Here is a 17,327-nt window from a genome sequence, read left to right as displayed (position 1 = left end):
TGCATAGTTTTATAAACTTTACCAGCGGATACGCACGACATATGACGTGTTCGGGGCACCTGTCAGTCGATGGGTCGCATTTTGTCGGCGGCTGACCGAGCGAGGAGGCACGCTCTTCTCGACTGCGCTGCCGAAACGCAGAAAGGGAGGGGCCCGCTGGCGCGGACCCCTCCCCTCTTGCGTGATGTCTGGCGCTCGAGGCGCTGCCGGATGTGCGGCGTCAGCCTACATCGACATCCAGGCGATGCCCTCCTCGCTCCAGCCGGCCTTCACGAGCTCGTCGTTCTCGAACTTGGAGGTCGTGAAGTTGTGGGTGCCGACCGTCGCGTTGGGGTTGTACTGGCGGTAGACCGGCGTGTCGCCGCCGGAGTACCAGCCGATGCCCTCGTCGAGCCAGCCGACCTTCACGAGCTCGTCGCGCTCGAGGGCCGACGTGGTGTAGTGGTGGTCACCCGCGTAGGGGTTGTAGAGGCGGTAAACCGGCTCATCGCTCTCCTTCGGGGAGACCCAGCCAAGGTCCTCGTCGTTCCAGCCGACGGAGGCGAGGTGGTCGCGCTCCTCCGCGCTCGTGGTGTAGAAGTGCTCGCCCGTGTAGGGGTTATAGAGGCGGTACACGTTCTGCCCCTCGTCGACGGGGTCGGGCTCGCCGGGCGTGGCGTAGAGCTTGATCGAGAAGTTGTCAATCGAAGTGTTCGCATCGTTCTCGGCGGCGAGGTAGTCCTTCCAGTCCTTCCAGGCACCGCCCGTGTAGATGAAGCTCTCGCCCTTGTTGACCACGGCGGTGGTGACGTTCGTGTCGGTTTCCTTGGTGGCGGAGCTTGCGCTTGCCTCGTACACGCGCTTGCCGTCCGTGCTCACCTTGGACGCGGTCGAGACGACCGCGACACGCTGGCCCGCCTTGACGTCGATGGGGTTGTCGAGGTCGATGCGGTGGAAGCCGGAGTACTCGAAGTTGTTGGACGCGCGTGCGACCAGGGTGCCGTCGGTGGGGTTGGTCGCGCCGTCGTCGAGCAGGTAGACGGCCAACGTGACGCGCATGTTCTCCTCGCCGGTCATCGTCGAGGCGCTGCGGACCACGATGTTCTCGTCGGCCTTGAAGACGTTGGCGGAGCTCGTCACGTCCTCGGTACCGCCGACCTTCTTGAAGGCCTGCAGGTTCATGTAGTCGTACTGCATGGTCTGGAACGTGCCCTCGCCCGCGAGGTTCGTGCTGAACTCCACGGTCTCCTGTCCCGAGATGGTCTTGTCGTAGTAGGAGAGGTAGAAGTAGCCCGTCGCCTTGCCGTTTTCCTTGGCACCGTAGGCCTTGCGACTCACCACGTTGCCCAGCTCGTCGGGCTCGCAGTCGGTCTCGGAGCCCCAGCTGTTCTTGACGATCCAGGCGCCGTTGCCGGGGGCCGTCTCTGCGAAGTTGGTCGCAGGATAGTTGTCGTCGTAGCCAACGATGCAGACGCCGTGATTGGGGGGCTGGTTATCATCGTAGACGTACTGGCTGAACATCACCCCGCCGTCGTCGGTGGTGTTGGCGAAGGTCTTGTCGGTCGTGCCCTTTTCGGTCATTCCCGGGGCGTGGTAGGTGAGCATGATGCCGCGGCCGTTGAGCAGCTCCTGCTTCATGGCGCGCTGGGCGTCGGTGTTGATCGCGCCGCCAACCCAGTAGTCCGGCAGGAAGTTGCCGCTCTTGAGCACGTAGCCAGCGGTGAGCAGGCGGGTGCTACGGCCCATTCCGTCAACCTCGGGGACACGCCAGTCGTCCTTGCTGCTGTAGGTCATGGTCTCAGCGGTTTGGCTGCGCAGGAGCTCCTTGTACCGAGCAAATGCCTCATCATCGGTTAGATGACGTGCTTCGGCGAGTTCATGCAGGTACGCTTCGTAGGTCTTGCCTGCTGCAGCGGCCTCCTTCTCAAGCTGGGCCCTGGTGGCGGCGTCCGGATCCTCGTCAAAGTCGTCGAGCGTGGTGCGGGCATCCTTGCCGCGGTACGGGAAGGCCGCCTCCGGCAGGGGGCCGACGCCCTGCGCGTAGAGCGAGGTCATCATGATGCTGTTGCCGCCGTTGTCAAAGGGGGCGTTGATGTCCTCGCTCTTGAGCTGCGTACCCTCGCCGGCCTGCGCGGGATCGTCCGCTGCCGAGACGGGAGTCAGGGAGTACCAGACCAGATGACGCTCGGAGAGGTTTAAAGGATTACCCTTGGCGACGGTTTCTGCGTAGGTCGTTCCCGCTGCCGAAAGGAGCGAGCTCTCGCACGCGGCGGTGCCACCGAACGACCAGCAGGACTGGAACGGGCCCTGCTGCTTGACCGGGGTGACGAGCCCGTCGTCTCTGAGGTCATACTTTGACGGAAGCGCGGCCTGCGTCGTCATGGCATCAGGGGTCGACTCCCCGGTGTCCTGGGCCCATTCGGGGACGTCCGTGCTGATGGACTGGTCCGCCCCGGCGACGCCGGGGACCAGCGACGCGGCAAGCGTCACCCCCAACAGGCCGACGAGCGGCACATACCGAAACTTGGAACTGCGGCGACCTAACATAAGGCCTCCTCTCTGTCCGGCGGGGACGCGCATCGTCCCCGACGCGATTCCGATAGTTCGAAAGCTACCTGAAGGCAGACTGAAGGCTCGCCCCCGCTCGGCAATCGGTACGCAAAGGAAGGACGGATGCGGCAGCGGCCCGTCAGTCGTGGAGGCGATGTGTAGAGTTCCGCAACCCCAGAAGACGCAAGGGGGCTCAGCGAGCGCCGTACGGCGAGGCGCCGCGCCGCAAAGGGGGCGCAGGAAGCAGAGGCCGTTCTCTTCTCGGCACGTGATGAGCACTCCCACACCCGGACGCCAACCTGCGCGCGAGCACGCTCGAGCGCCGAGAGGCCATCGTCGGGCACGGACCCTCGCGGGTGGGCGAGGACGCTCGCTGTCATGCACGGCCCCGAGCACGGGGGCGTGTGGCAGTGGCCGTTACCTAACAAAAAAAGCCCCCGAGGAGCCTCGGGGGCGTGCGTTCGATCTGCGTGCGTGGCAGGGGCCGCTGGCGACTAGTCCTCGGCAGCGAGCTGCTCGGCGACCTCGTCGGAGACCTCCATGGAGGTGTAGACGCTCTGGACGTCGTCAAGCTCCTCGAGCTTGTCGATGAGGCGCTGGACCTTCTTGGCGTCAGCGAGCTCGAGGGAGTTGGGCGTGTTGGGGACCATGGTGAGCTCGGAGCCCTTGACCTCGATGCCCTGGGCCTCGAGGGCCTTCTGGACGGCCTGCATCTGGTCGTAGGCGGTGTAGACGATCCACTCCTCGCCGGCGTCCTCGTAGTCCTCGCCGTCGGCCTCGAGGACGGCCATCTCGAAGGCCTCCTCGTCCACGGCGTTCTCGCGGTCGGCGACCTTCTTGTCGTCGGACTTGATGATCTTGTCGATCGCGATGGAGCCCTTGCGGGTGAACTGGAAGGCGACGGAGCCGGAGGTGCCCAGCGAGCCGCCCGCGTGCGTGAAGGCGGAGCGGACGTCAGCCGCGGTGCGGTTGAGGTTGTCGGTCAGGCACTCGACGTAGAAGGCGACGCCAGCGGGGCCGTAGCCCTCGTAGGTGACCTCCTTGTAGACGACGGACTCGGCACCGGTGCCGAAGGCCTTGTCGATGGCGGCCTTGATCTTGGCGTTGGGCATGGAGACCATGCGGGCACGCGCGACGGCGGCGGCCAGGGAGGCGTTGTTGTCCGGGTTGGGGTCGCCGCCGGTGCGAGCGGCAACGGTGATGTTGCGGGAGTGCTTGGAGAAGAGCGCCGAGCGCTTGGCGTCGATGGCGGCCTTCTTGTGCTTGGTGGTGGCCCACTTAGAGTGTCCGGACATGTGATACTCCTTCTGACATTGGCAAAAACATATGAATGATACGAAATTGGGAACGCAAGGGCAAGGGGTTAATCCGAAGCTCCATCATGCGGCCTCGGATTGGCCCACATCGAAGGGAGCCCTTCGCCGCCCTGGTGCAAAAACGTGGTCCCGTGCGAAGATTCGCGAACCGGCCGAGCAAAAAGCGCCCTCCGTGCACAATCGCCCTCCCCCGGCCGGGGGCTCTCACGCGGGCATGCTGCATAAAAACAGACGTTCGCGCAGGTAAGCCGTGAAAGTATTCACGGCAAAGGCGTTAGACGCCGAGCGGATGCCGTAAGAACTTGCCACGGAAGGGCAAAACTGCTCACGCACACTCGAAATCTTTCCACGGAGGGTGGGTTTTGCATCGGCGGACGCCTCGGGAGCGCGGATGCCAGGCACAGAGATCCTAGGAGCCGGGCGTGACCTCGCGAACGAGCGCCTCGACGGCGAAGGGATCGTCGGTCAGCTTGGCGGAGTCCGCGACCTTGGAGGGCACGCTAGCCTCGGCTTCGGTCACGCTGCCGTGGCCGGAGAAGGCAAGCGCCACGTTCAGGTTCGCCTTGACGGGCACCGGCACGCCGTCGCCTGCGGGCACGCTGAACTCGAGGTCGAAGGCGACGGAGCGCGGGCGGCACTCGCGGTCGAAGCGGACGCGCAGCTCGCCGTCGCCGAGGAGGTCGACGATCTGGTCGACGTCCACGTCGGCGAAGGAGGCGGAGATGTCGCCCGAGCCCACGAAGGCGCGCAGCGCGGAGGCCGCGGGGATGGAGAGCTCGTAGGCGACCTGGTCGTCGGAGTCGTAGGCGACGCGCATGAACTTTGCCTCGGAGAGGACCCTGACCACCGTGGCGACGTCGATCTTGGTCGGCAGGGTGACCTCAGCACGACTCCACGCGCCCGGCGCGTCGTTGGGGCGCGTGACGTAGGCCACGACGCTCGGCCCCTGCTGCTCGACGTAGCCCATATAGGTGTGGCGCGACCCTCCGACCGAGGAGAGGTCGACGTCGACGGTCCCGCGCGCGGTCGTCGCGGCGGCGCTGCCCGAGATGTCGACGGGGATGCGCGTGCGGAACCCGGCAGCCTTCACCACGAGGTCGGCAGAGCCCTCCATGGCGTAGTTGCCGCAGTCGGGATGGGCGGCGAAGCGCACGAGGAGGTCCTCGGTGCTCGCGGGCTCGCCCAGGAAGGCGCAGCCGGCGAGGGCGCAGACCGCGACGGCTGCGACGAGCAGGGCGCAGGCCCTTCTTAGCTGTGCAAGTCTCATCTCTCCCCCATCGGTCTCGGTGTGGCGTGTGCCGGCCTGTGGCGCGCGGGCCCGGGAGTTCCGGGCCCGCGGGGCTACATCAGCTTGGTCTCCTCGAGCTTCTCCTCCATCCACTCGTTCACGCCCACGAGCGGCTTGCGCAGGACGAGGCCCAGCAGCAGGGCGGGGACGAGGTAGAGCGCGAGCGTGCCCATGGACAGCAGCCAGTCGTTGCCGTAGGTGCCGAACATGGCCGCGCGGAAGGCGTTCTCGGAGTAGACGAACGGCAGGAACGAGTAGAGCTTCTGGAAGATTGCAGGCAGCATCTGCACCGGGAAGGTGCCGCCGGAGCCTGCCACCTGGATGACCATGAACAGGACGCCGATCGCCTTGCCCACGTCGCCGAAGGACGTGGCGAGCGAGTAGATGATGTTGATGAACACGAACGACGCGAGCCAGCCCGTGAGCATGAACAGCCACGGGTTCACGCACTGCACGCCCAGGAAGAACAGGTCGCCCAGGAGCAGGATCGTGGACTGGAAGAAGCCGACCGTGAGGAAGAACGCGAGGCGGCCGAAGTAGGCATGGCGCGGGCGGGCGCGGGTCTCCTCGAGCGCGGCGTGGCTGAGGCCCGTGTAGAACAGGATGCCGAGCAGCGTGCCGCCGACCCAGAGCGCCATGGTGGTGTAGTACGGCGTCATGGCCGAGCCGTTGTTCTCGATCGGGTAGATGGCCGTGCGCTCGAGCTGGACGGGCGCGGCGAGGAAGTCGACGAGCGAGGACGGGTCGGCCGAGAAGATCTGGCGCAGGGTGTTGACGTCGCCGGAGGTGGCGGCGCTGCGAGCCTTGTCGTGGAGGGCGTCGACCTTGTCGGCGGCGGCGTTGAGCTTGCCCTCGGCCTCCTGGAGCGTCGACTCGAGCTTCGCCATGCCGCCCGTGGCCCCGTCGAGCATCGGCGAGACGCGGTCGACCTCGCCGCGCAGGCTGGTCGCGACGCCCTCGGCGCCGTTGGCGGCGTTGTCGATGGAGTCGGCCATGTCGGAGAGCGACGTGGTCAGCGTGGAGTCGATGCCGGAGCGCACGCCCTCGATGTCGGCCTTGGCCTGGTCGGCCAGGCGGCGGATCTCGTCCTTGGAGGCATGGGCGTCGGCGCGCGCGGTCTCGACGTCGGTGGTGGTGGAGTCGATGGTCTGGATGAGCGTGTCGAGGCTTGCGATCGCGGTGCCCACGCGGGCCTTGAGGTCGGCGCACATGCCCGCGACGGCATGCGCGCGCTCGACGACGATCGAGGACTCGTGGACCGCCTCGACGCGGGAGGCGAGGTCGTTGGCCGCGCCCTCCAGGGTCTGAAGGCGGTCGTAGAGGTTCTGCAGGCCGTCGCGGGCGCGGCTCGCGATGTCGCGCGCCTGGCCGAGGCCGGAGACGAGCTTGTCGACGTCGCCATCCGCGGAGGCGAAGGCGTTGTCAATGGTGGCACGCACGTCGTCGACCGAGGCCGAGCCGCGGTCGATCGCACCGGTGACCGTGGCGCTGGCGTCACCCGCGCTCTGCTTGAAGTCGCGCACGCCCGAGGCCGCGTCGCGCAGGCGCTGGGCCGCGTCGACGGAGAGCGAGTTCTTGCCCAGCACGACGTCGGAGCTGGATGCGACGTCGCGCATGGCGGCGAGCACGGAGCGGTAGGCGCCGAGGTCGCCCGAGGCGCGCCTCAGCGACGAGGAGCTCTTGTCGAGCGCCGACTCAAGGCGGCTCGCGAGGCCGATGACGTTGTCGTCGCTCGTGAAGTTCGAGACGTCGTCCATAACGCTGGTGGCGGCCTCGCTGACGGCCGCCGTGAAGCCCTCGTCGATCATGGTCTTGACCGAGCCGGAGGCCTTGTTCGTGACGATCGAGGCGATGGCGTTGCGCTTCTGGTTGACGTAGTAGTCGAGCTGCGGGTGCGTGGGGTCGGAGCTGGCCACGCTGAGCAGGCGCTCGGTGAAGTCGCGCGGGATGACGACCGCGGCGTAGTACTCGCCGGAGGCCACGCCCTCGCGGGCCTTTTCCTCGCTGGTGACGACGTAGCCGATCTTGGTGCTGCCGGTGAGCGACGTCACGACGCGCTCGCCGACGTTGACGTGCAGCGGGATGACGGTGCCCTCGAGCCCCTCGTCGGAGTTGGCGAGCGCGACCTTGACCTGGCCGGTGTTTCCGTAGGGGTCCCAGCCGCCCGCGATGTTGAACCACGCGTAGAGCGACGGCATGAAAGCCAGGCCCACGCAGACGAGAAGGACGATGACGTTGTTGCTGACGTGGCGGAAGTCACGCCTGATGACGGCAAGGATGCGACTCATCACGCATCGCCTCCCCTCTCGTAATCGCTGTCTTGGGCGGTGTCGGTGGCGCCGGGGGCGTCGGTGGAATCGGGAGCGTCGGGGGCGCCGGGGGCGTTGATGGCGGTGGTGGCGTCGGGGGAAGGCGGCTCGCTCTTCTCGGCGTCGTCATGCGATAGGACGCGCTGGCGGATGGACTCGATGACCTGGCCCTGCCTCTCCTGCAGCTGCTCGACCCTCTCGCGGCGCCCCTCGCGGCGCTCCTCCTGGCGCTCGCGGCGCTCGTCCTGGCGCTCGAGCACCTTGTCGATGGGCGCGAAGGGCATGAGCTCGTCGCGCAGGGTGTCGTTGAGGACCTCGCGCAGCTCCTCGCGTGGCATGTCGGTCAGGGCGCGCTTGTGGGCGATGCGGTCGTGGAAGTACTCGACCACGATCAGGAAGGAGTAGATGAGGATGAGGGCGACGACCAGCAGCGCGATGGTGGGCAGCTGGGCGTCGAGGAAGAGCATGAGCAGGAAGAAGAAGAGCGGCAGCAGGAAGAGGGCGAGGATGCCGCCGCGCACGAGGCCGGGATAGGCGCGCTCGAAGGCGGCGCTGCGCTCGTCGAAGGTGGCGCGGTACTCGCGCGGACTGTGGTAGGCCTTGACGACCGTGGCCAGGCGGTAGTGGTTGCCCTCGATGGCGACCGGCTCGCTGACGGCGAGGTGGTCCGTCTCGCGCAGCCTGTGGTCGAACAGGGCGTTGACGTTGACGAGGTGGCCGCGGGCCGTCACGCCGACGAGGATCGCCGGGATGACGAAGACGAGCAGCATGGCCAGGTTGAAGGCGAGGTTGGAGCCGTAGAGGCCGGCGATGGCCTCGCGCATGGCGTTGTTGGAGTAGGTGAAGGGAAGCCAGGGGCCGATGGCCTGGAAGAACGGAGGCATCATCTCGATGGGATAGGTGCCGGCAGACCCCGGGACCTGCAGGATGACGAGGGTGAAGGCGAGTGCCTTGCCCAGGTGCTTGAAGGCCACGGAGAGCGCGTAGATGATGTTCACGAACGCGAACGACGCGACGATCGCGGAGAGGAAGAGCGCCCAGGGGTGCGCGCACTGGATGCCGATGACGAGGTCGCCGGCGACGCAGATGACGGCCTGCAGGACGCCGACGAGGACGAACAGCATCCAGCGGCCGAAGTAGGCCTGCCACGGGCGGACGCGGCCGACGCCCTCCTCGTCGACCTCGAGCTTGAAGATGGCGACCAGCGCGATGCCGCCGACCCAGAGCGCGAGGCTCGTGAAGAACGGGGCGACGCCCGAGGCGTAGTTCTCGACCGGAAAGAGGGCGACCTGGTTGACGTCGACCGGGGCGGAGAGGAAGTCGCTCACTCCCTCGGGGGTGGCGCCCGAGACGCCCTTGATGGTCTGCCAGGCGCTGGAGGCGCGGATGGCGGAGAGCTCTGACTCGATGTTGGAGACCTCGGTGTTGAGGTCCTGCACGGTCTTGCGGGTGCCGTCGAGGGCGCCGCCGGTCTTGTTGAGCGCCTCGGCGAGGCGGCGCGAGAGCGAGGAGGCCTGCGAGATGACGGGGTCGACGAGGCCCGCGGCGGTCTCGAGCTCCTGGCCGCGCTCGGCGAAGGTGTCGAGCACCTGGTTGACCTTGGTCAGCGTGCTGGTGACGGTCTCGTTCTGGGTCGTGGAGAGCGCGGAGGTCGCCGCCTGGACCCTGTCGTTGATGGTGCCGGACAGGCCCTTGACCTCCTGCACCGAGGCCTTGATCTTCTCGGACAGGGCCTTGAGCTCTTCGATCTTGGAGCGCTGCTCGTTGACGATGCCGTCGAGCGTGTCGATGTTGCCGGAGAGCTCGGAGCGGACGCGGTCCTTGATGGAGCGGGAGTCGGGGTCGACGGGGTCGATCGCGTCGAGGAGGTCGCGGGCGCGCACGAGCTGGTCGCGGACGCTCTCGCCCTCGCGGACCTGGGTCTCGAGGGCTGCGATGGCACCGTCGACCTGGGCCTGCGCCGAGGCGATGTCGCCCGAGAGCGCGGAGACGTCATAGGTCGCGCGCGAGGAGAGCGACGAGATCGAGCCGGACGCCGAGCCGAGGCGGCCGTTGAGGTCGGAGAGCAGGGCGTCGGCGTTGCTGCGGGTCTCGCCGAGGCGCGCGCGGGCGCCGGAGAGCTGGCCGCTGACGCGCGAGCCGAGGCCCTGCAGCGGGTCGAGCTTGTCGGCGGCGCCGTTGAGGGCGTCGCGCGCGGAGTTGATGCTGGTCTGGAGGTCGCCGAGCTGGGAGTCGACGTTGGAGAGCGCGGTGCGGACGTCGCCCAGGGTCGTCGAGCCGCGGCCGAGGGCGCCGTCGGTGTCCCCGGCGATCTTGTCGAGCGCGACGCCGACCTTCTCGGTGACGACCTCCCCCACCTTGGCGATGTACTTGCTGTCGATCTGGCTCTCGATGGTCGACGCGCCGGCGTCGGTCACCTTGGGGGCGATGGGGTTGACCTTCTCGTTGACGTAGTACTTGAGCTTGGCCTTCTCGGTGTTGCCGCTGAGGACGCCGGTGAGGTGGCCGGTGAAGTCGTTCGGGATCACGATGGCTGCGTAGTAGCGGCCGGAGCGCACGCCCTCGAGGGCCTCGTCCTCGTCGGTGAAGCGCCAGCCGATCTGGGTGTTCTCCTTGAGGGCGTCGACCATGAGGTCGCCGGCGCAGACGCTGCCGATGCTCTCGAGCGTGACCGCCTTGTCCTGGTTGACGACGGCGACCGGCACGTCGCTCGTGTTCTCGTAGGGGTCCCAGTTGGCGAGCACGTTGATCCACGCGTACAGGCACGGGACGACGGCGATGCCGATCACCACGACCAGGGCGACCGGGCTGCGGAAGATCCTGCGCAGGTCGCGACGAAATACTTCAAATGCCTTCTTCAAGATGCCACTCCAAGGTACGGTCTGCTTCTTGTCTCGGCCGCCGCACGGGTGCGCGCCTAGGCGGAGCCGATCTCGACGCGCTCGCCCTGCCGACATGAGGCGACGGAGCCTGCGGCGAAAGCCAGTAATGCCAATCCTAAATACCCTATTTTCGTACAAGTACGCAGTCGATGTAAGGTCAAATCGAATCACTATCCATGTGCGTGCGGACTGGCGACGAGACGCACTGGGTAAACGGAGAGACCTGCAGCTCAAAGTGGCCTCGAGGGCGCGAGTGCCGATGGCCCTCAGCGCAAAAGCGAGTCGAGGGCGCGAGTTTTTTGGCGTCTGCAGCGCAAAACAGCCTCGAGGGCGCGAGTTTTTGATGCCTTGCAGCGCAAATGCGGGTTGAGGGCGCGACCGTCAGCGCAGAATGGCCTCGAGGGCGCGACTGACCTCACGCCCTCGAGGCGGTATTGCGCTGCAGCTCACGCCCTCAACGGCATTCTGCGCTGACCCCTCGCGCCCTCGAGACCAGTTTGCGCTGCAGCTCACGCCCTCAACGGCATTCTGCGCTGACCCCTCGCGCCCTCGAAGCCAGTTTGCGCTGCAGTCGATTTTCGGTCACGCCCTCGAGGCACATTTGCGCCGCATGCATGACTGATGTATTCCGCGACCGCCAATCCCGGCGAGCGCCAATGAACCGGTTCGTTCGGTTTTTGATCTTATTTAGAAGGTAATTGAGGAGCCGCGCAACCCAAGGGCCCAATGATCGCCGAGCCCGATTTCTAACCTGCTGAAACATCCGCGTGTTGTGCATCTTCCGTGAAGCCCTAGTTGGGACCACGGCTCAGCACATCCACCACAACCCCATCTACCTGCTCCTAAAGATAAATGGTTCAGTCAGGTGCAAGCTGCAGGCCAGCCAGGGACAAGGTCGGAAGAGGATAACGTTCGCATGGACATCTACGTAACAGGGCCACGAGCCCTCGCGCTCATTCGCGAATCCCGCACCGGCGGAACCGCGCGCCTCCAGCCAGCTCCCAGCGCACAGGCGGGAACGGGCACGAGGCAGCTGCCCCCTGCGGAGCGCTTGTCGGTCGTCGCGCCCAAGGCTTTCGCGGACATTTCGGAGCGACGACCGCTTGACCTGACCTATGCGGACAAGGCCGAGCGCCGAAGGTCGAGACTAGTCCGGCCCCACTACGGCAAGGCCTCGGTGCCTGGCTCTTCCAGCAGGCTCGCGGTCCCGGCGGGCGTCCTGAGGTCCGCAGGACTTCCAAGCGACCTGCGGATCTTCGCAGACTCCCCCGCCCAGGCGTTCCTCAACGCGGCCGAGACGCTCTCGCGGCTCCAGGGCACCGGCAGCGTCGACCACACCTCGGCCGTCCTACGTCTCATATCGCTCGGCAGCGAGCTCTGCGGCAGCTACTCGCGCGACCCGCTCAGGCCGCACGGCGCCGACGTAACCTACAAGATCGCACCCGCTTCATCAGCAGAGGAAATCAGGTCTTACCTGCACCTCCGTGACCGTGTGCGGGGCATCGCGCTGGCACGGGAGGCCGCGGCGCACCTCACCGACGGCCTCGCCTCCCCTCTCGAGTGCGCGTTCTACTACGCCCTCGCCCTCCAACCCCGCCTGGGCGGCGCGTCCTTCCCAAAGCCCTTGGTCAACAAGCCGCTCGTGGAGGCGAGCCCAGAAGAGGGCGCCCCGTCAGCCGACTTCCCGTTCACGCACAACAGCAGGATCACGCCCGACCTCCAGTGGCCGCTCTCCAGCCTCGGCATCGCGGTCGAGGTCGACGGCTTCGTCTTCCATTCCGACAAGCAAGCCTTCAACACCGACCGTCTCCGCGACCAGGACTGCGCGCAGCACGGCTACCAGGTCATCCACGTGACGCACGAGAACCTCGCCTCGGTCGAGAGCCTCGAGCGCATCCTGGCGCTGCTGGTCGACAAGGCCGCCGACCGCCTTCCGCCCTCGCGCGTCGCCAACCTGCGCAGGAACCTGGCCAACCCCAAGGCGTCCGAGAGACGCGCGACCCTCATCGCCATCCTCGGCTGAACACGCCGGCCGCCGGCCTGCCCGCCGAGAAGAGCCTACGCATCGGACCCCACGATGCCTCGCGCCTAGCAGGCGACGACGCCTCCGAGCCAGCCCCAGCGCGGCTGGACGCTGGCCCCGTAGTAGGCCACCCACTCGGACAGTCTCATCTCTCGGACATATCCGTACACGGAGTCGCGGATCGAGCCGTTTCCGACGTAGATGCCCACGTGGCCGTAGATGGACCCTGCCTCGGTGTGCGGGTGGCTCGAAACGGCCACGATCATGCCGGGGCGGATGTCGGAGAGGCTGCCGCTCGCGCAGTACCAGTCGTAGAGGTCGCAGGCGTTGCCCATGAAGTCGCCGAGGCCGGCATTGGCGACCACGTTCTCGACCCAGGCGGCGCACCAGCCGGCCGGCGTGGCGGGCGTCCAGTGGGCGGCGTCGAGCAGGGTCGAGAGAATCCCGGATGCGGCGCTGAGCACACCGTCATTGTTGGCCCACAGCCACGAGCCAAGCCAGACGGCGTCGTTTCTCAGCTCGAATCCGTACTCACCGCGACCGAAGTAGCGCAGGCCGTCGACGACGAACTCGCCCACGCGGGCAAGCGACCAGCCGCCGTGGGTGCCGAGGTAGTAACGCTGCGTGCCCCGGCCGAAGGCGTCGGTGATAAGCCAGCCGTCGCCCGCGGCCAGCCGGCCGTCGCCGTTGGCGAGCCAGGCCCAGCCGTCGCCGCGGTCAACCGCGCCGCGCACCACGGCGCCCGTGCCGGTGGCGTACGCATAGTAGCCGGAGCCCTCGGACGCCTCGACGACGCGGTTGCGCGCGAGGGCGGCGTCGGAGCCGACCCAGTAGCGCTCGAGCGTGCCCCAGGAGCTGGTTACGAGCCAGAACCCGTCAATCCTGAGCTGGGCGTGGGAGGAGGCGCGCCAGGCCTCGCCCTCGCCACGCCAGCCGGCGGCGCGCAGGACGGCGTCCTCGGCGGTGCTGGTCGTGAAGTTGTGCGTGCCCGACGTAGCGTAAGGGTTGTACTGGCGAAGCACCGCCAGCGAGGCGGACGTAGCATCGGAGTACCAACCGATTCCCTCGTAGCGCCAGCCGACCGCCACGAGGTGGTCGCGCTCGACGGTCGAGAGCGTGTAGTGATGGTCGCCGCCGTAGGGATTGTAGAGGCGATAGACCGGGTCGCCCGCGTCGGGCGCGACCCAGCCGACGGACTCCCACTGCCAGCCGGCCTCGGCGACAGACTTCGCCTCGAAGAGCGAGGCCGTGTAGAAGTGCTCGCCGGACCACGGGTTGTAGAGGCGGTACATGTTGGAGTAGGTGGGCTGCGCCGCCTCGGCGACCTCCGCCTTGGCGGCGGGTGCGGGCTGAGTGGCGGAAGCGGACTGCGGTGCGGGCGTGACCTTGGCGGCGGGCGTGGGCTGCGCGGGCTCGGTGCCGGTGGGAGCCCCGCCCGGGTTCGCAGGCAGGGATGCGCTCTTCTCGGCGGCGCCCTCGTCCGGGGACGCGGGACTGGGCTTGGCGGTGGGGTCAGCGGTGTGGTCGACGATGGGGTCGGCGGTGTAGTCGACGGGCAGCGCGGCGTCCTTCGCTGGCGCGTCGGGGTCGGCGGCGTCTCGCGGGGACGCTGCATCGACGGGGGTCGCGGACGCGTCGGGCTCCGTCAGGCCGGCCGGCGCAGGCGTGGGAGCGCACGCCGGGGTGTCGGCGGGCGCGGAGGCGAAGTCGAGGGCGAGGGCCGCGTGCGGCGCGGCGAGCGCGAGGGCGATTGCGAGCGGGGCCGCGCGGAGCAGCGTGCGTGCGGGGAGGCGAGATGTCATGGGCCGACCAATCGGTTGCGGGATGGCGCAAAGACGAGCGCATAGCGCTTGAAAGTGCGAGGATACAGCACCCGCGCGGCCGATGGGGCGCCCTTTCGGCAGACGCGGCTAGAGCTCGAGCTTGGACTTGAGCGCCTGCCAGAGCTTGTGGGAGCCGGCCGACGTGGGGTGCACGTTGTCCTCGTTGAAGTCGGCGGTACCGACCGTGAGCGTGTCGAGCTGGGAGACACAGGTGCGGCCCTGCTCCGCGCAGACGGCCTCGAGCGCCGAGGCGATCTGGTCCATCCCGTAGAGCGGCGAGGCGTCGGTGCGCGCGTTGTCAGGCGGGCAGACGACCACGAGCTCCTTGCTCTTCTCGGCGGCCGCGGCGATGCCGGTTGCCGCGAAGGCGCGGAACTCGTCGACGGAGCAGTGGCAGGCGTCGTTGGTGCCCAGCATGACGATGGTGAGGTCGGCGCCGTCGGCGAGCCAGGCGTCGGGGGCCTGCGCGAGGTACTCCATGCGGAAGCCCGGGATGCCGGCGTTGACGAAGCTGGTCACGCCGTGGGCGGACGCCCACGTACGGAAGTCGTTGGCCCAGCAGGCGACCTGCGGGGACGTCTCGTTGTAGGTGCCCTGAGGGCCGGAGTAGATGACGACGTCGGTGTCGGGGTACTCGCCGAAGCCGTCGCAGAGCCAGCCGGCCGTGATCGAGTCGCCGATGAGGCGGATGGACCTGATGTCGCCCGCGGCGATCATCTTGGCGAGGCGGCCGTTGCCGAGGGGGTCGGCCGTGGTCGTGGCCGTGGTCGCGGGGGCGGCGGAGGTCGAAGTCGCGGCGCTGCCGGAGGAGGCGGACTGGGACGCGGTATCGGAGCTGGTGGACTGCGAGCGCGCCGGGGCGAGCAGGCCTCCCGGCTGGCTCAGCAGGACGAAGGCGGCTACGCCGCCCGCAAGCAGGACGAGCGTCGCGGTCAAGGCGATGGTGGCGCGACGTGCTGTGCTCTTCTCGGACATGAGGCCTGCCTTTCGATGCGGCGCAAGGCGCCGGGACGTTTGTCCCACAAGTCTAGCGCAGGGGGCGGGTGCCGCCCGAGGGCGCCGCGCCTACTGGAAGAGGCGGATGACGCCGCGGGGCTCGCCGTTGTCCCACATGTTGGCGACCCAGACGGAGGTGCCGGGGCCGGCGGCCTCGATGATGGTGTCGTCGCCGAGGTAGATCGCGACGTGGCCGACCCAGGAGATGAGGTCGCCGCGGCGGCGGTCGCCAAGCCCCACGTGCATGGCGCTGCCGTAGTCCCAGAGGTTGTTGGCGTCGTGGCTGTGCCAGCCGTCGTCGCCGGTGGCCATGTGGTCGAAGGGGTTGAACTCGCCGAGGTCCATCCCGACGGCGTAGCAGCACTGCATGACGAGGCCGACGCAGTCGACGCCGTCGCCCGGCGCCATGGCGTAGTTCCAGCGGTAGGGCGTGCCGAGGTACTCGGTCGCGCGCTGGATGAAGGCCTCGACACAGGCCTCGCGCGAGGCGTCGGGGCGGATGCGCGAGGGCGTCACGTAGGTGAAGTAGCCGTTGGCGTACGAGGGAAGCCGCACGTTGTAGGCGCTGACCTGGTAGAAGCCCGCGGGGTTCTGCCAGCCGATCTTGCCCGAGTCGATGCGCGAGGTCTTGCCGTCGCCGTCGGCCCAGTACCAGCCCGACGAGCGCCAGATGCACTCGTTGCACGAGACGTAGCCGCGCGCGGGGTCGGCGTAGTAGGTGGCGCCGTCCTGGTCGAACCAGCCGACGCGCGCCAGCGCATAGCCGCCCTGGTCGTGGAACCAGTAGCGCCTCAGGTTGCCGCCGTCGTAGGCGCCCGTGACGACCCAGCCGTTGCCGGTAGCGAGGCGGCCGTCCTGGTCGGCGTACCAGGCCCAGCCGTCGCCGCGGTCACGCGCGCCGCGCACGACCGCGCCCGAGCCGGTCGCATAGGCCCTCCAGCCGGAGCCCTCGGAGGGCTCGACCAGACGGTTGCGGGCGAGAAGAGCGTCGGCGCCGACCCAGTAGCGCTCAAGCGAGCCCCAGGCATTCGTTACGAGCCAGAACCCGTCAATCTTGATCCTGTCGTGCTTGGAGGCACGCCACGCCTCGCCCTCGCGGCGCCAGCCGAGGGACGCGAGGTGGCCGTCCTCCATCGTGCTGGTCGTGAAGTTGTGCGTGCCCGACGTAGCGTAGGGGTTGTACTGGCGAAGCACCGCCAGCGAGGCGGACGTGGCATCGGAGTACCAGCCGATGCCCTCGTAGCGCCAGCCGACCGACACGAGGTGGTCGCGCTCGACGGTCGAGAGCGTGTAGTGGTGGTCTCCCGCATAGGGGTTGTAGAGGCGGTAGACCGGGTCGCCCGCGTCGGGCGCGACCCAGCCCACGGACTCCCACTGCCAGCCGGCCTCGGCGACGGACTTCGCCTCGAAGAGCGAGGCCGTGTAGAAGTGCTCGCCGGTCCACGGGTTGTAGAGGCGGTACATGTTGGAGTAGGTGACCGTGGCGGCCTCGGCGACCTCGGCCTTGGAGGCGGGGGCCGCGACGGGCTTCGGGGCGTCCGCCGGCTTCGGGGCGTCCGCCGGCTTGGCAGACGAGGCAGCAGGCTGCGCGGGAGCGGCGTCCTGACCGGCCGGCTCGGCCGCGGGCGCGGCGCCCGTGGTCCCGGAGGCGGCCGCGAGCTCCTGTGGGAGGCTCTTCTCGCCGTCCGCGGGCGTAGCGGGAGACTGGGACGTAGGCTCCTCCCCCGCACCGGAGGCGGTCGGCGCGTCTGCGGCCTGCGGCGAGTCGCCGCCATGGCCGTCCGCGGGCAGGTCGCCCGTCGCGGGCGCGCCGGACGGGGCGTCGGCCTTGTCGGAGGAGGCGGGCAGCGAGACGCCGGGCTCGGCATCCGCCTCGGCATCGCCGAGCGGGACGACGACGCCCAGGGCCTTGTCGTCGGTCGGGGCCATGCCATCGCTTGCGAGCGCAAGCGACGGGGCGGCAAAGGTCAGCGCGGCCAAGATCGCAGCGGCGCACACCGCGCCGCGCGCAACAACTCGTCTCTCCATGACGTCACCCTCGTCAGAATAGGCAGCCCATGCAGGCTGCGACATATCAATGGCTGAATCAGAGCGTTAGCGCAGACTCTAGCACTAACGACGACGGGCAGCCCACAGACAAAGGGAAGAGCGCACAAGGTGA

9 protein-coding genes are annotated in these 17,327 nt (G+C 68.1%); 1 reads left to right on the top strand and 8 read right to left on the bottom strand.

Translation table 11 applies throughout. The features are described from left to right. Positions 1 to 225: 225 nt before the first annotated feature. From M5D76_RS04685 to M5D76_RS04665, 5 genes are all read right to left on the bottom strand, one after another. Positions 226 to 2,526: a lectin like domain-containing protein gene (locus M5D76_RS04685; RefSeq protein ID WP_248922221.1), complete on the bottom strand. Its 2,301-nt coding sequence runs from the start codon at positions 2,524 to 2,526 to the stop codon at positions 226 to 228. 497 nt (positions 2,527 to 3,023) lie between these two features. Next, entirely contained in the window at positions 3,024 to 3,824 is an 801-nt protein-coding gene (locus tag M5D76_RS04680; protein WP_248922220.1) for a YebC/PmpR family DNA-binding transcriptional regulator, read from the bottom strand. Between the two features lie 430 nt (positions 3,825 to 4,254). Beyond that, a complete protein-coding gene (locus M5D76_RS04675; protein WP_248922219.1) occupies positions 4,255 to 5,112 on the bottom strand; it encodes a hypothetical protein in 858 nt (285 codons plus the stop codon). A gap of 74 nt (positions 5,113 to 5,186) precedes the next feature. Then, positions 5,187 to 7,421 (bottom strand): YhgE/Pip domain-containing protein, encoded by a 2,235-nt coding sequence (locus M5D76_RS04670; protein WP_248922218.1) that lies wholly within the window; start codon positions 7,419 to 7,421, stop codon positions 5,187 to 5,189. Continuing rightward, entirely contained in the window at positions 7,421 to 10,303 is a 2,883-nt protein-coding gene (locus M5D76_RS04665; RefSeq protein ID WP_248922217.1) for a YhgE/Pip domain-containing protein, read from the bottom strand. Before M5D76_RS04665 ends, M5D76_RS04670 begins: the two co-directional genes overlap by 1 nt. A gap of 1,198 nt (positions 10,304 to 11,501) precedes the next feature. Between M5D76_RS04665 and M5D76_RS04660 the strand changes: the two genes are divergently transcribed. After that, positions 11,502 to 12,347: a hypothetical protein gene (locus M5D76_RS04660; RefSeq protein WP_248922216.1), complete on the top strand. Its 846-nt coding sequence runs from the start codon at positions 11,502 to 11,504 to the stop codon at positions 12,345 to 12,347. Between the two features lie 65 nt (positions 12,348 to 12,412). Here the strand turns inward: M5D76_RS04660 and M5D76_RS04655 are convergent, their stop codons facing one another. From M5D76_RS04655 to M5D76_RS04645, 3 genes are all read right to left on the bottom strand, one after another. Beyond that, positions 12,413 to 14,149 (bottom strand): hypothetical protein, encoded by a 1,737-nt coding sequence (locus M5D76_RS04655; protein ID WP_248922215.1) that lies wholly within the window; start codon positions 14,147 to 14,149, stop codon positions 12,413 to 12,415. Positions 14,150 to 14,257: 108 nt separating this feature from the next. Then, a complete protein-coding gene (locus tag M5D76_RS04650) occupies positions 14,258 to 15,145 on the bottom strand; it encodes an SGNH/GDSL hydrolase family protein (RefSeq protein ID WP_248922214.1) in 888 nt (295 codons plus the stop codon). 90 nt (positions 15,146 to 15,235) lie between these two features. Then, positions 15,236 to 17,194, bottom strand: coding sequence for an NlpC/P60 family protein (locus tag M5D76_RS04645; RefSeq protein ID WP_248922213.1), 1,959 nt, complete (start codon positions 17,192 to 17,194; stop codon positions 15,236 to 15,238). Positions 17,195 to 17,327: the final 133 nt, after the last annotated feature.

This window comes from Olsenella intestinalis, assembly GCF_023276655.1.
Classification (GTDB): Bacteria; Actinomycetota; Coriobacteriia; order Coriobacteriales; family Atopobiaceae; genus Olsenella_J; species Olsenella_J intestinalis.
The sequence above is the reverse complement of the archived record's forward strand: the minus strand, read 5'-3'. Positions and strand labels throughout refer to the sequence as shown.

What these genes read in the sequence shown, in the direction of transcription:
- M5D76_RS04685 (WP_248922221.1), bottom strand. Translation starts at nt 2,526, where the DNA reads ATGTTAGGTCGCCGCAGTTCCAAGTTTCGGTATGTGCCGCTCGTCGGC.
- M5D76_RS04680 (WP_248922220.1), bottom strand. Translation starts at nt 3,824, where the DNA reads ATGTCCGGACACTCTAAGTGGGCCACCACCAAGCACAAGAAGGCCGCC.
- M5D76_RS04675 (WP_248922219.1), bottom strand. Translation starts at nt 5,112, where the DNA reads ATGAGACTTGCACAGCTAAGAAGGGCCTGCGCCCTGCTCGTCGCAGCC.
- M5D76_RS04670 (WP_248922218.1), bottom strand. Translation starts at nt 7,421, where the DNA reads ATGAGTCGCATCCTTGCCGTCATCAGGCGTGACTTCCGCCACGTCAGC.
- M5D76_RS04655 (WP_248922215.1), bottom strand. Translation starts at nt 14,149, where the DNA reads ATGACATCTCGCCTCCCCGCACGCACGCTGCTCCGCGCGGCCCCGCTC.
- M5D76_RS04650 (WP_248922214.1), bottom strand. Translation starts at nt 15,145, where the DNA reads ATGTCCGAGAAGAGCACAGCACGTCGCGCCACCATCGCCTTGACCGCG.
- M5D76_RS04645 (WP_248922213.1), bottom strand. Translation starts at nt 17,194, where the DNA reads ATGGAGAGACGAGTTGTTGCGCGCGGCGCGGTGTGCGCCGCTGCGATC.